The organism is Variovorax paradoxus, assembly GCF_030811855.1.
GTDB lineage: Bacteria > Pseudomonadota > Gammaproteobacteria > Burkholderiales > Burkholderiaceae_C > Variovorax > Variovorax paradoxus_L.
This window is the reverse complement of sequence record NZ_JAUSRN010000023.1, coordinates 1-12,358: the sequence shown is the minus strand read 5'-3', so window position 1 is coordinate 12,358 and position 12,358 is coordinate 1. Positions and strand designations below refer to the sequence as shown.

The 12,358-nt window shown below is 64.8% G+C and carries 12 protein-coding genes; 6 read left to right on the top strand and 6 right to left on the bottom strand.

Annotation, left to right across the window (positions count from 1 at the left end; translation table 11 throughout):
* Window positions 1-9: 9 nt before the first annotated feature.
* The 6 genes from garD to J2X92_RS28145 all read right to left on the bottom strand — a co-directional run bounded on the left by garD (window position 10) and on the right by J2X92_RS28145 (window position 6,327).
* Window positions 10-1,617, bottom strand: coding sequence for a galactarate dehydratase (garD, locus tag J2X92_RS28170; protein WP_307580955.1), 1,608 nt, complete (start codon window positions 1,615-1,617; stop codon window positions 10-12).
* A 32-nt stretch (window positions 1,618-1,649) separates the two neighbouring features.
* Entirely contained in the window at window positions 1,650-2,948 is a 1,299-nt protein-coding gene (locus J2X92_RS28165) for a TRAP transporter large permease (RefSeq protein ID WP_307580954.1), read from the bottom strand.
* The gene (locus J2X92_RS28160; RefSeq protein ID WP_307581089.1) at window positions 2,939-3,385 is read right to left on the bottom strand and encodes a TRAP transporter small permease; all 447 of its coding nucleotides are present in this window, start codon (window positions 3,383-3,385) and stop codon (window positions 2,939-2,941) included. Before J2X92_RS28160 ends, J2X92_RS28165 begins: the two co-directional genes overlap by 10 nt.
* Before the next feature lie 199 nt (window positions 3,386-3,584).
* A complete protein-coding gene (locus J2X92_RS28155; protein WP_307580952.1) occupies window positions 3,585-4,553 on the bottom strand; it encodes a TRAP transporter substrate-binding protein in 969 nt (322 codons plus the stop codon).
* Window positions 4,554-4,588: 35 nt separating this feature from the next.
* Complete coding sequence (locus tag J2X92_RS28150) at window positions 4,589-5,488, bottom strand: SMP-30/gluconolactonase/LRE family protein (protein WP_307580950.1); 900 nt, start codon at window positions 5,486-5,488, stop codon at window positions 4,589-4,591.
* 8 nt (window positions 5,489-5,496) lie between these two features.
* Window positions 5,497-6,327, bottom strand: a complete 831-nt coding sequence (locus J2X92_RS28145) for an NAD-dependent epimerase/dehydratase family protein (protein WP_307580949.1) — start codon at window positions 6,325-6,327, stop codon at window positions 5,497-5,499.
* 180 nt (window positions 6,328-6,507) lie between these two features.
* Here J2X92_RS28145 and J2X92_RS28140 point away from each other — a divergent pair, with 180 nt between their 5' ends.
* The 6 genes from J2X92_RS28140 to gudD all read left to right on the top strand — a co-directional run bounded on the left by J2X92_RS28140 (window position 6,508) and on the right by gudD (window position 12,269).
* A complete protein-coding gene (locus J2X92_RS28140) occupies window positions 6,508-7,335 on the top strand; it encodes a FadR/GntR family transcriptional regulator (protein ID WP_307581087.1) in 828 nt (275 codons plus the stop codon).
* 80 nt (window positions 7,336-7,415) lie between these two features.
* Window positions 7,416-8,390, top strand: a complete 975-nt coding sequence (locus tag J2X92_RS28135; protein ID WP_373424889.1) for a Bug family tripartite tricarboxylate transporter substrate binding protein — start codon at window positions 7,416-7,418, stop codon at window positions 8,388-8,390.
* Between the two features lie 95 nt (window positions 8,391-8,485).
* Window positions 8,486-9,397, top strand: a complete 912-nt coding sequence (kdgD, locus tag J2X92_RS28130) for a 5-dehydro-4-deoxyglucarate dehydratase (protein ID WP_307580947.1) — start codon at window positions 8,486-8,488, stop codon at window positions 9,395-9,397.
* 41 nt (window positions 9,398-9,438) lie between these two features.
* A complete protein-coding gene (locus J2X92_RS28125) occupies window positions 9,439-9,894 on the top strand; it encodes a nuclear transport factor 2 family protein (protein ID WP_307580945.1) in 456 nt (151 codons plus the stop codon).
* A 13-nt stretch (window positions 9,895-9,907) separates the two neighbouring features.
* Entirely contained in the window at window positions 9,908-10,894 is a 987-nt protein-coding gene (locus J2X92_RS28120; RefSeq protein WP_307580944.1) for a Bug family tripartite tricarboxylate transporter substrate binding protein, read from the top strand.
* Window positions 10,895-10,910: 16 nt separating this feature from the next.
* Complete coding sequence (gene gudD, locus J2X92_RS28115) at window positions 10,911-12,269, top strand: glucarate dehydratase (protein WP_307580942.1); 1,359 nt, start codon at window positions 10,911-10,913, stop codon at window positions 12,267-12,269.
* The last annotated feature ends 89 nt before the right edge of the window (window positions 12,270-12,358 follow it).

Here is a 12,358-nt window from a genome sequence, read left to right as displayed (position 1 = left end):
CGGGTGAAGTCAGGTCACGGGGGCGGGGTTGAACAGCACCAGCGCGTTGTGCAGCTTCCACTGCTCGGCCCAGGTCTTCTTTCTGCCGCTGGCCACGTCGAGCATCAGGCGGAACATTTCCCAGCCCACGTCCTCGATGGTGGCGTCGCCATCGGCGATGCGGCCTGCATTCACGTCCATCAGGTCGTGCCAGCGGCGCGCCAGGTCGCTGCGCGTCGCCACCTTGATGACCGGCACTTCGGCCAGCCCGTAGGGCGTGCCGCGGCCGGTGGTGAACACGTGCAGGTTCATGCCGGCGGCCAGCTGCAGCGTGCCGCAGATGAAGTCGCTGGCGGGCGTGGCCGCATAGAGCAGGCCCTTCTGCCTTGCCTTCTCGCCCGGCGAGACCACGCCGGAGATCGGCGCACTGCCGCTCTTGACGATCGAGCCCATGGCCTTTTCGACGATGTTCGAGAGCCCGCCTTTCTTGTTGCCCGGCGTGGTGTTGGCACTGCGGTCGACGCGGCCGCGGTCCAGGTAGGTGTCGTACCAGGCCATCTCGCGGATCATGGCTTCGGCCACTTCGGGCGTGGTCGCGCGCGAGGTGAGTTGGTCGATGCCGTCGCGGACCTCGGTCACTTCCGAGAACATCACGGTGGCGCCGGCGCGCACCAGCAGGTCGGTGCAAAAGCCGACGGCCGGGTTGGCCGTGACGCCAGAGAAGGCATCACTGCCGCCGCATTGCACGCCCACCACCAGTTCACTGGCTGGCACGGTTTCGCGCCTGCGGGCGTTGAGCCGCTCCAGGTGCTCCTCGGCCTGCCGCATGATCGAATCGATCATCGACATGAAGCCCACATGCGCGTCGTCCTGCAGGCACACCACGTCGAGCTTGGCATTGGCCGTCTCGCCGATGTCGGCCACATTGCGTTCATCCACCAGCGCAATGCTTCCCGGCGGAAGCAGGCGCTCGGGCTGCAGCTTTTCGCAACCCAGGCTGATGACCATCACCTCGCCGCCGAAGTTCGGGTTGAGGCTGATGTTGCGCAGCGTACGGATCGGAATGATCGCGTCGGGCGCGTCGATGGCCACGCCGCAGCCGTAGCTGTGCGAGAGGCCCACCACGTCGTCGACGTTGGGGTATTTCGGCAGCAGCTCGGCCTTGATGCGCTGCACCGCAAAATCGACCACGCCCGCCACGCACTGCACGGTCTGCGTAATGGCGAGGATGTTGCGCGTGCCCACCGATCCGTCGAGGTTGCGATATCCCTCGAAGGTGTAGCCCTCGAGCGGCGGTTGCACAGGCGGCTTGACGGTAGCGATTGGCAGGCCTTCGAGCTCGCGCGCCGCGGGCATCTTGAGCAGCCGCTCGTGCACCCAGCTGCCGCGCGGAATGGCCTTCAGCGCATAGCCGATGACCACGTTGTAGCGGATGACCGCATCGCCTTCGGCCAGGTCGGCCAATGCGACTTTGTGGCCTTGCGGCACGTTGTCGACCAGCACGAGGCCATCGGCAAACGCTGCGCCGGCCTTCAGGCCGCCGTCATTGGCCACGATGGCGACGTTGTCCGCCGCGTGCATGTGGATGCGGTGCGGCGGGCGCACCGGCGGGGAAGAGGGTAGTGATGAGTCGGCCATCGGATCGAACTCCGCGTTGCTTGTCTTTGGTGTCACTTGACCGCGTTGACGAGGTCCGGCAGCCACATCGAGAACGCCGGAACATAGGTCACGAGCATCAGGCAGATCAAAAGGGCACCATAGAACGGCCAGATCGACCGCATCACCTGCCCCACGGATACCCCTCCGATCGCGCAGCCTATGAACTGCGTGGTGCCCACCGGCGGCGTGTTGAGGCCCAGCGCGCAATTGATCAGCATGACGATGCCGAACTGCACCGGGCTCATGCCGAACTGCATGGCAATCGGCAGGAAGATGGGCGTGCAGATCAGGATGGTCGCGGCCATGTCCAGGAAGGTGCCCAGCACGAACAGCAGTACGTTGATCATCAGGAAGATGACCCACGGATCGCTGGAGACGCTGGTCATGAGTTCGCCGGTCTTCTGCGGCACTTCATAGATCGCCATGAAGTAGCCGAAGGCCGAGGAGATGCCGATCAGCAGCAGCACCACGCCGGTCGTCTTGCAGGCCTTGGCGCAGGCCTTGAAGAAGTCCTTGCGGCTGAGCGAGCGGTACACGAGCACCGTCACGCCCAAGGCCCAGAGCACGGCTGTCGCAGCCGACTCGGTGGCGGTGAACACGCCCGACAGAATGCCCACCAGGATGATCGCCACGATCATCAGGCCTGGAAGGGCGCCGATGAAGGCCGAGAGCACTTCGCCCCAGCCCGGAAACGCGCCGCGGATCGGATAGCCGCGGCGAATCGCCACGTAGTAGGCCGCGCCCAGGTTGCACAGCGTGAGGATGAGCGCGGGAATCAGGCCCGCGAGAATCAGGCTCAGCACGCTGACCGACGCAATGCCGGTCGTTGCGAGCGTGAAGATGATCAGGTTGTGCGACGTGGGCATCAGCGCGCCCACCAGGGCCGCGTGCGTCGTCACGTTGACGGCGTAGTCGGCGTCGTAGCCTTCCTTCTTCATCAGCGGGATCATCACCGAGCCCATGGCCGAGACGTCGGCCACCGGCGAGCCGGCCACGCCGCCGAACAGCGTGCAGCCGATCACGTTGCTCATGCCGAGGCCGCCACGCACGTGGCCCACCAGGCTGTTGGCAAATCGGACGATGCGCTGCGCGATGCCGCCGTAAAGCATGAGCTCACCGGCAAACACGAAGAACGGGATCGCCAGGAACGAGAAGACCTGCATGCCGCCGACCATCTTCTGAAACACCACGGCAACGGGAAGGCCGGCATAGAGCACGGTGGCGACGGAGGCCAGGCCGATCGAGAACGCAACCGGCACACCCAGCACCAGCAGTGCCAGGAAAACGAGGGAGAGGACAGTCAGTTCCACGCGGGCACCACTTCTTCATCGCGCAGCAGGGCGACGATATGTTCAATCGAGAAAAAGACGATCAAGAGGCCCGCGATCACGAGCGCCAGGTAGTCGAGGCCGACCGGAATGCCCATCATGGGCTTGATGTCGCTCCACTTGAGCGTGGTCCAGACCCAGCCGCTCCAGGTCATGATTCCGCCGAAGAGCGCAACCAGCGCATGGATCAGTATTTCGATCTTCAGGCGCAGCGATTCGGGAAGCAGCACCACCAGCGAGTCGAGCCCGATGTGGCCGGCATCGCGCACGCCCACGGCAACCCCGAGTGCGGTGACATACAGCACCAGCTGCAGTGCAAGGCCTTCGGCCCAGGTCGGCGTGTCGTTGAACACATAGCGGCCAATCACCTGGTATTGAACGCAGACGATGATGGTGATGAGCATTGCCACCGCGAGCATCAGGCTGGCCTTGGACAGAAACGCGCAGAAGCGCGAATAGGCGTGATTGGAGGGCGGACGTCCGTGCGGATCGACCAGGTCTTCGAGCTCGATGGGCACGCCAGTCGCCATCGTGTCTACCGCGGGAACGGTAAGAGTCATGGGAATTTCCCTGAATATGGATGAGGGCCCTCCCGAAGATCGGGAAGGCCGGGGCGCGTTACTTGTTGTCTTGAACGGCCTTGACGAGGCGCTGCAGATCAGGCGTCGAGATGAACTTGGTGTAGACCGGGGTCATTGCCGAGCGAAACGAGGCCTTGTCAACGTCGGCAACGATCTGGGCGCCGCCCTTGGTCACGACTTCGAGCGACTTGGCTTCCTGCTCGTCCCACTTCTTGCGCTGGAACGCGACCGATTCCTTGGCCGTGGCGCGGAACAGCTCCTGGTCGGCCTTGGGCAGCTTGTCGTAAACGGCCTTCGACATCACAAGCATTTCAGGCGCCATCGAGTGTTCGGTGCGCGAATAGAACTTCACCGCTTCGTAGTGCTTGAAGCCGTCGTACGAAGGGATGTTGTTTTCCGCCGCATCGATGAGGCCGGTCTTGAGCGCGGTGAACACTTCGCCGGCGGGCATTGGCGTGGCGTTGGCGCCCATGGCGCTCACCAGCGCAACCCACAGGTCGGACTGCTGCACGCGGATCTTGAGACCCTTTGCATCGGCCAGCGTCTTCACCGGCTTCTTCGCGTAGATGGAGCGAGCGCCACTGTCGTAGAAGGCCAAACCAACCAGGCCTTCATGCTCGCAGCCCTTCAGGATTTCTTCGCCGATGGGGCCGTCGAGCGACTTGCGCATGTGGGCGATCGAGTCGAACAGGAAGGGCATTGTCGGCACCAGCGTCTTGGGGCAGATCGAATTCAGCGCGCTGATGTTGACGCGGTTCATCTCGAGCGCGCCGATCTTCACCTGGTCGAGCGTTTCCTTCTCGCTGCCGAGCGCGCTCTTGTTGAACACCTTGATCTTGTACTTGCCGTTGCTGCGCTTCTCGAGCAGTTCGCTCATGTGCTTGACGGCTGCGACGGTGGGGTAGTCGTCGCTGTTGTGCACGTCGGCCGAACGAAACTCGACCGCATTCGCTGCCATGGCCAAGGCGCCTACGGCCAGGGCGATGAGGTGGCGGGTGTATTTCATTTGTCTTCCTCTTGGGGTTGGTGGTTAAAAAACAATCAGAAACGGCATTCGGGTTCCGGCAGCCCCTGGACGCCGGGGCGCAGCGCAAAAACGCCGCCGGCCAGCGGTTGGTCGGACAGGTCGCCGCCGGGGCGGATCGACGTCACGTAGAGCGTGTCGAGCTCTGGGCCGCCAAAGGCGCACATCGCGGGCTTCTTTACCGGCACGGCCAAGGAGCGGTCGAGCCTTCCGTCAGGTGTGAAGCGGTGCACGAGCCCGGCGTCGTTGCCGCAGATCCAGTAGCAGCCGTCGACGTCGACGGCAGCGCCGTCAGGGCGGCCCGGCAGCGGCTTCATGTCGACGAACACGCGGCGGCCATGCGGCGTGGCAGTGTCGGTGTCGTAGTCGAAAGCCCAGATGGTCTGCACCGCCGGATGCGAATCCGAGAGGTACATGGTCTTGCCGTCGGGACTGAAGGCGAGGCCGTTTGGAACGATCATGCGATCGAACTGAACGCGCAGCGCCACTTCCGCATTCACGTCGCCCTGGTAGCGGTACACGCGGCCGACCTCGTGGGCTGCGGCCATGTCCATCTGCATGGTGCCGGCCCAGAAGCGGCCCTGCCGGTCGCAGCGGCCATCGTTGAAGCGCATGCCGCGCTCCGCATGCACGGCACTCGCAATGGGGCTCGCGGCGAGCGTGCCGTCGGGGCGCGTGGCGATGGCGAAGAGGCCGCTTTCCATGCCGGCGATCCACTCGCCCGGATGGTCGGCGCGCGGTGCAATACAGGCCAGCATCTCGTCGCCGGTCCAGCAACTGCGCGCTCCGGTCGCCGCATGCCAGCGGTGCAGTTGCCGCGCCGGAATGTCGACCCAGTAGAGCGACTGCTCATCGGCGCGCCAGACAGGGCTTTCGCCGGTTGCGCACTGCGCATCGAGAACGAGTTCGGCCTGCATGCTGGACGTCATTTGTCGCCGAACGGGCCCTGCGCCGTGAACGCACCGCCCTGGTAGATGGCATTGGGGTCGGTAGGCGCCACGGGAGGCTGGGCCTCGACCTTGTCGCGGAACACTTCGGAGGTGTCTTGCGGCACGAAGCCGAGGTGCGAGGCCGCGCTGTTGTCCCACCAGACGTCGCGGTTGGCCGACATGCCGTAGACGATCGTGTGCTTGACGTCCGGCGTGAAGATCGATTTCTCGATCAGCGAGGTGAGGTCGCGATAGCTGAGCCAGGTACTCATCATCCGGCGGTTGAGCGGCTCCGGGAACGAGGAGCCGATGCGGATGCTCACCGTCTCGATGCCGTAGCGATCGAAGTAGAACTGCGCGACGTCTTCGCCGAACGACTTGGACAGGCCGTAGTAGCCGTCGGGGCGGCGCTGCGCGCTGGCGTCGAGCCGGTCGCTCTGCTTGTGAAAGCCGATCACGTGGTTCGAGCTCGCGAACACCACGCGCTTCACGCCGTGCCGGCGGGCGGCTTCATAGACGTTGAACACGCCCTTGATGTTGGCCTCCAGGATCTCCTCGAACGGGCGCTCGACCGAGACGCCGCCAAGGTGCACGATGGCGTCGCAGCCTTCGACCAACGCGTGGACCGCCGCCTTGTCCGAGAGGTCGCAAGGCACGACCTCCTCGTGCGGACCCTCGGAAGGCGCGATCGCCGCGATGTCGGAAAGGCGCAGGATCTCGGCAAAGGGGCGCAGGCGTTCGCGCAGTACCTTGCCCAGGCCGCCGGCCGCGCCGGTCAACAGAATCCGGTGGAGCTTGTTGTTTGAGGCTTGTGGGGACGTCGACATGTGTTGGCTTATGAAAAAGGTTGATTTCCAGGGGCGATGACGCAATCACCGACAAGGTGGGCCGGACAATCCGGCGGCTGGGTCAGTCCAGACAATCAAATCAATGAATGGAACGCGCCAACAGCTGAAGTGATGAGTTATCTGTTGTCGTACAACTAATAGGAGATTATTATCGTGACCATGGTCCAAACGGCTACGGGTAATCCCTCAATTTCAGATGCAGCGGCTGACGCCGTTGCCGGCGCCTCCTTCGTGGGGCGCCCGCGTCCGCGCGGCCTGGCCCATGGCCTGGTGGAAGATCTGGGCGAGAAAATCCGCAACCAGTCGCTGCGCCCTGGCGACAAGCTGCCCACAGAGTCGGCCATCATGAAAACCTTCGGCGTGAGTCGAACGGTGGTGCGCGAGGCGCTGTCCAAGCTGCAGGCCGCCGGGCTGGTCGAAACGCATCATGGCGTCGGCACCTTCGTGCTGCAGCCACGCGCCGCAGGCATGTTCCGGCTCGATTCGGCCGACATCGCCACATCGGTGGACGTGCTGGCCGTGCTCGAGCTTCGCATCAGCCTGGAGACCGAATCCGCCGGGCTGGCAGCCACGCGCCGCACCGAGGAGCACCTGCTTGCCATGCGCCAGGCGCTCGATGATTTCGAGCGCAATGTGGCAGTGGCGGGGGACACCGTGGCGCCCGATTTCCGCTTTCACCTGCAGATCGCCCAAGCCACGGGCAACCCGTATTTCGCGGACATCATGAGCCACCTAGGCACCACGATCATTCCGCGTACGCGCATCCACGCCATTCGCAATTACGACCGGCGCGGCGAGTACCTGAGCCGCGTGAACCGCGAGCACGAAGAGATCTATGCGGCCATTGCGCGCCGCGATCCCGACTCGGCCCGCGCGGCCATGCGCATCCACCTGACCAACAGCCGCGAGCGGCTGCGCGTGGCGCAGGAAGCGGCCCAGCAGGCAGCGCAGCAGGACGCTGCTGCCACGCCTCCGGCCACTACCTGATCGAAATTTCGCGCAAACGCTGGACAAGCGTCATTCGTAGTTGTACGATGACTGACAACACAACCTAGCAGGAGACCTGAATGAGCTTGAAACGACGTGACCTGATGCTTGGCGCCCTGGGCGGCGGAGTGCTCGCGGCCGGTGGTGTGCATGCGGCCGAGGCCTGGCCCACCAAACCGCTGCGCATTGTGGTGCCGTACCCGCCGGGCGGTTCGTCCGACATCATTGCCCGCTCCATCAGCCAGCCGCTGTCGGAAGCGCTCGGCCAGCCGGTCATCGTTGAGAACAAGCCGGGTGCCAATGGCAACCTCGGCGCCGATTTTGTCGCGAAGTCCAAACCCGATGGCTACACGCTGCTGCTGTGCGACGTGGGTGCTCTCGCCATCAGCCCCTCGGTCTACACGCGGCTGCCTTTCGATCCCTCCAAGGACCTGCGCGGCGTGACGATGCTGGCTTATTCGCCGCACTTGCTCGTGGTGCATCCGTCGGTGCAGGCCAACAACCTGAAGGAACTGATCGCGCTGTCGAAGAAATCGGACATCAACTTTGCCGTGACCGCCACCGGCAGCGCGCCTCACCTTGCCGGCGTGGCGCTCGAGCGCGCCAGCGGCGCGCGCTGGCAATACGTGCCCTACAAAGGCGGCGTGCAGGCGGTGCAGGACACGGTCGCCGGCCAGACCCAGATCCTGATGAACGGCATGCTGGCCACCTTGCCGCACGTGCAAAGCGGCAAGCTCAAGGTGCTCGGCGTTTCGAAATCGACCCGCATGCCGCTGATCGGCGACGTGCCCACCATCGCGGAGCAGGGCGTGGCCGGCTTCGAATCGGGCACCTGGCAAGGCGTGCGGGTTGCCAAGGGCACGCCCGACGCCATCGTGCAGCGCCTCAACAAGGAACTGATCACCGTCATCCGCGCGGCCGACATCCGCTCGCGCCTTGCGGGGCAGGGCGCGGAGGTCGTGACCATGGTACCGGCCGAGGAAGAGCAATTCTTCGGCAAGGAACGCACGCGCTGGGCCAAGGTGGTGGCCGACGCCGGCATCAAGCTGGACTGATCGGCTCTCCCCCAGTCTGCGCGCACTTCGTGTCGCTTCGCCAAGTCCACGAAAAGAACGGATCCATTTTTTAACCCACTCTCATTGGTGTCTCGATGAACCCTCAAGAACTTAAATCCATCATGGGCTCCGGCCTGCTCTCGTTCCCGTTGACCGACTTCGACGCGAACGGCGACTTCAACCGCAAGGGCTACGAGAAGCGTCTCGAATGGCTCGCCCCCTACGGCGCGAGCGCGCTGTTCGCGGCCGGCGGTACGGGCGAATTCTTCTCGCTGACCGGCGACGAGTACCCCGGCATCATCCAGAGCGCGGTCGACACCTGCCGCGGCGTGGTGCCGATCATTGCCGGCGCCGGCGGCCCGACTCGCTTTGCGATCCAGTGCGCGCAAGCGGCCGAAAAGGCCGGCGCACACGGCATCCTGCTGCTGCCGCACTACCTGACCGAAGCCGGCCAGGAAGGCTTGGCTGCGCACGTCGAAGCGGTGTGCAAGAGCGTGAAGTTCGGCGTCATCGTCTACAACCGCGCCACCAGCCGCCTCAAGCCCGACACGCTGGCCGGCCTGGCCGAGCGCAACCCGAACCTCGTCGGTTTCAAGGACGGCATCGGCGACATCGAAGCCATGGTTGCGATCTACCAGAAGATGGGCGACCGCTTCGCCTACCTGGGCGGCCTGCCCACGGCCGAGGTGTATGCCGCGGCCTACAAGGCCATGGGCACGCCCGTGTATTCGTCGGCCGTTTTCAACTTCATTCCGAAGACCGCGGTGCAGTTCTATGAAGCCGTGCGGGACGACGACATGGCCACCCAGCATCGCCTGCTGAAGAACTTCTTCATGCCATACCTCGAGCTGCGCAACCGCACGCCGGGCTATGCCGTGAGCATCGTCAAAGCCGGTGCCAAGATCGTCGGCCACGACGCCGGCCCGGTGCGCGCGCCGCTCACCGACCTGAAGCCCGACGAGATGGAACAGCTCAAGGCGCTGATCGACGCGCTCGGCCCGCAGTAATCGAGACCAGCCACAAGCAACAACAACGGAGACAACACCACATGCTCATGAAAAAGCTTCTTCTCATTGCCGCGTCGGCGGTTCTGTTCTCGGGCTGCGCCATGGTGCCGGCCGGCGGCGGCGCCGCGGCCGAACCGGCAGTGGCCGCGGCCGCCGAGCGGTTGCGCATTGCGATGGTCGATCCGACGCCCGGCGCCCTCGGCGCGCTGGTGGCTGAGGACCTGAGCTACGGCCATTCGGGCGGCAGAGTCGACACCAAGGCCAGCTTCATCGGTGACCTCATCGCCGGCAAGTCGGACTTCGTGTCCATCACCATCACCGACCAGACCATCAAGGTGGTCGACGGCCAAACGGCCATTGTGCGCCACACGCTCGCGGCCGACACGCTCGATTCGGGCAAGCCCGGCAAGGTGGCGCTGAAGATCCTCGGCGTGTGGCAAAAGCAGGGCGGCGACTGGAAGCTGCTGGCCCGCCAGGCCGTGCGCATCACGTCCTGACCGGAAGGCTCGGATGAAGAGAAAAGAACTTCTCGCGGCGGGCCTCGCACTTGCCGTCACCGCGCTGCTGCCTCTTCATGCCTTGGCCCAGGCCGACGCATGGCCGCAGCAGAAGCCGGTGACCATCGTGGTGCCGTTCCCCGCCGGTGGCTCCACCGACATGGTGGCGCGTGCACTGGCGCTGCAATTGCAGGCAAAGCTCGGCGGGAGCTTCGTCGTCGACAACCGCCCCGGCGCCACGGGCACCATCGGCACGGGACAAGTCAAGCGCGCGGCGCCTGACGGCTACACGCTGCTGGTGTCTTCGCTCGGCGCCTTCGTCGTCACGCCGCACCTGCAGAAGAGCGTGCCCTACGACGCCACCAAAGACTTCGACTACATCACCGTACCCGTGCAGGCGCCCAATGTGCTGGTGACCAATGCCGCGCGGCCCGAGCACACCGTGGCCGAGGTGCTGGCATTGCTGCGCAAGACTCCGGGCAAGGTCTCGTTCGCGAGTTCGGGCAACGGTTCGTCCGACCATCTGTCGGCCGAACTGTTCTGGCAGCAGAGCAAGACCGAAGGCGTGCATGTGCCCTACAAGGGCGGTGCGCCGGCAATCAACGATCTGCTCGGCAACCAGGTCGATTTTTCGTTCCAGAACGTGAATGCCGTGCTGCCTCATATCCGCGCGGGCAAGCTGCGCGCCCTTGCAGTCACCGGCGATAAGCGTTCGCCCGTGCTGCCCGATGTGCCCACGCTGGCCGAGGCTGGCGTGAAGGGCGCGGAGGTCTACTCGTGGCAAGGCATGGCTGCGCCGAAGGGCCTGCCGCCTGCCACGAAGAAGAAGCTGAGCGACGCGGTGATCGCCGCCATGCAGGACCCGGAGACGAAGAAGCGCATGCTCGACCAGGGCCTGGAAATCGTCGCCAGCACCCCCGAAGAATTCACCGCCTTCCAGCTGCGCGAGTGGACGCGCTGGAAGACATTGATCGACACTCGCCATATCACCGCAGATTGAGGCACCGAGCCCGAAAATGACAAGTCCTGAATCCGTTTCCAAAGTTGTGTCGGGCGCGCCCGTCGTCACCGGCATGCGCGTGGTGCCCGTCGCGGGCCACGACAGCATGCTGATGAACCTGAGCGGGGCGCACGGCCCGTTCTTCACGCGCAACCTGCTGATCCTGACCGACAGCGCGGGCCACACCGGCGTCGGCGAAGTGCCCGGCGGCGAGAAGATCCGCCAGACGCTCGAAGATGCGCGCGACCTCATCGTGGGCCAGCCGCTCGGCAAGCACAACGCGGTGCTCAACAGCATGCGCAATGCGTTCGCCAACCGCGACAGCGGCGGCCGCGGCCAGCAGACCTTCGACCTGCGCGTGACCATCCATGCAGTCACCGCGGTCGAGGCGGCGCTGCTCGACCTGCTGGGCCAGCATCTCGAAGTGCCGGTGGCCGCATTGCTCGGCGAAGGCCAGCAGCGCGATGCCGTGCAGATGCTCGGCTACCTGTTCTACGTGGGTGACCGTACCAAGACCGACCTGCCCTACGAGACCGATCCAGGCGCCGACAACGACTGGTTCCGCCTGCGCCATGAAGAAGCGATGACGCCCGAAGCCATCGTGCGCCTGGCCGAGGCCACGCATGCGCGCTACGGCTTCACCGACTTCAAGCTCAAGGGTGGCGTGCTGCGCGGCGAAGAAGAAGTCGAGGCCATCCGTGCGCTGCACGAGCGCTTCCCCAAAGCGCGCGTCACGCTCGATCCGAACGGCGGCTGGCTGCTGCAGGATGCGATTCGCCTCTGCCGGGATTTGCACGGCATCATGGCCTATGCCGAAGACCCCTGCGGCGCCGAAGGCGTGTTCTCGGGCCGTGAAGTGATGGCCGAGTTCCGCCGTGCCACCGGCTTGCCCACCGCCACCAACATGGTCGCCACCGACTGGCGCGAGATGGTGCACAGCCTCTCGCTGCAGTCGGTCGACATTCCGCTGGCCGACCCGCACTTCTGGACCATGCAGGGCTCGGTGCGCGTGGCGCAGCTGTGCCAGGCCTGGGGCCTGACCTGGGGCTCACACTCCAACAATCACTTCGACGTATCGCTTGCCATGTTCACGCACGTGGCGGCCGCGGCGCCGGGCAAGGTCACGGCCATCGACACGCATTGGATCTGGCAGGACGGCCAGCGCCTGACGAAGGCGCCGCTACAGATCGAAGGCGGCTTCGTGAAGGTGCCGACGCGCGGCGGGCTGGGTGTGGAACTCGACATGGACGAGGTCGAGAAGGCGCATCAGCTGTACCTCAAGCATGGACTCGGCGCACGTAACGACGCGCAGGCAATGCAATACCTGATCCCTGGGTGGACTTTCGACAATAAAAAACCATGCATGGTTCGCTGAAGGTTTAGTCTCTCTCCCGTTTCGATTTTCCGCAGCCGGACACGCAGTGCTCCGGCTTCTTTCTTTCCATCGAGCAGCAAGGAATCCTC

Bases quoted from the DNA above. Each gene is read 5' to 3' on its own strand.
- J2X92_RS28140 (WP_307581087.1), top strand. From the start codon at position 6,508: ATGGTCCAAACGGCTACGGGTAATCCCTCAATTTCAGATGCAGCGGCT.
- kdgD (WP_307580947.1), top strand. From the start codon at position 8,486: ATGAACCCTCAAGAACTTAAATCCATCATGGGCTCCGGCCTGCTCTCG.
- J2X92_RS28160 (WP_307581089.1), bottom strand. From the start codon at position 3,385: ATGCTCGCGGTGGCAATGCTCATCACCATCATCGTCTGCGTTCAATAC.
- J2X92_RS28125 (WP_307580945.1), top strand. From the start codon at position 9,439: ATGCTCATGAAAAAGCTTCTTCTCATTGCCGCGTCGGCGGTTCTGTTC.
- J2X92_RS28150 (WP_307580950.1), bottom strand. From the start codon at position 5,488: ATGCAGGCCGAACTCGTTCTCGATGCGCAGTGCGCAACCGGCGAAAGC.
- J2X92_RS28135 (WP_373424889.1), top strand. From the start codon at position 7,416: ATGAGCTTGAAACGACGTGACCTGATGCTTGGCGCCCTGGGCGGCGGA.
- J2X92_RS28145 (WP_307580949.1), bottom strand. From the start codon at position 6,327: ATGTCGACGTCCCCACAAGCCTCAAACAACAAGCTCCACCGGATTCTG.
- gudD (WP_307580942.1), top strand. From the start codon at position 10,911: ATGACAAGTCCTGAATCCGTTTCCAAAGTTGTGTCGGGCGCGCCCGTC.
- J2X92_RS28155 (WP_307580952.1), bottom strand. From the start codon at position 4,553: ATGAAATACACCCGCCACCTCATCGCCCTGGCCGTAGGCGCCTTGGCC.
- garD (WP_307580955.1), bottom strand. From the start codon at position 1,617: ATGGCCGACTCATCACTACCCTCTTCCCCGCCGGTGCGCCCGCCGCAC.
- J2X92_RS28120 (WP_307580944.1), top strand. From the start codon at position 9,908: ATGAAGAGAAAAGAACTTCTCGCGGCGGGCCTCGCACTTGCCGTCACC.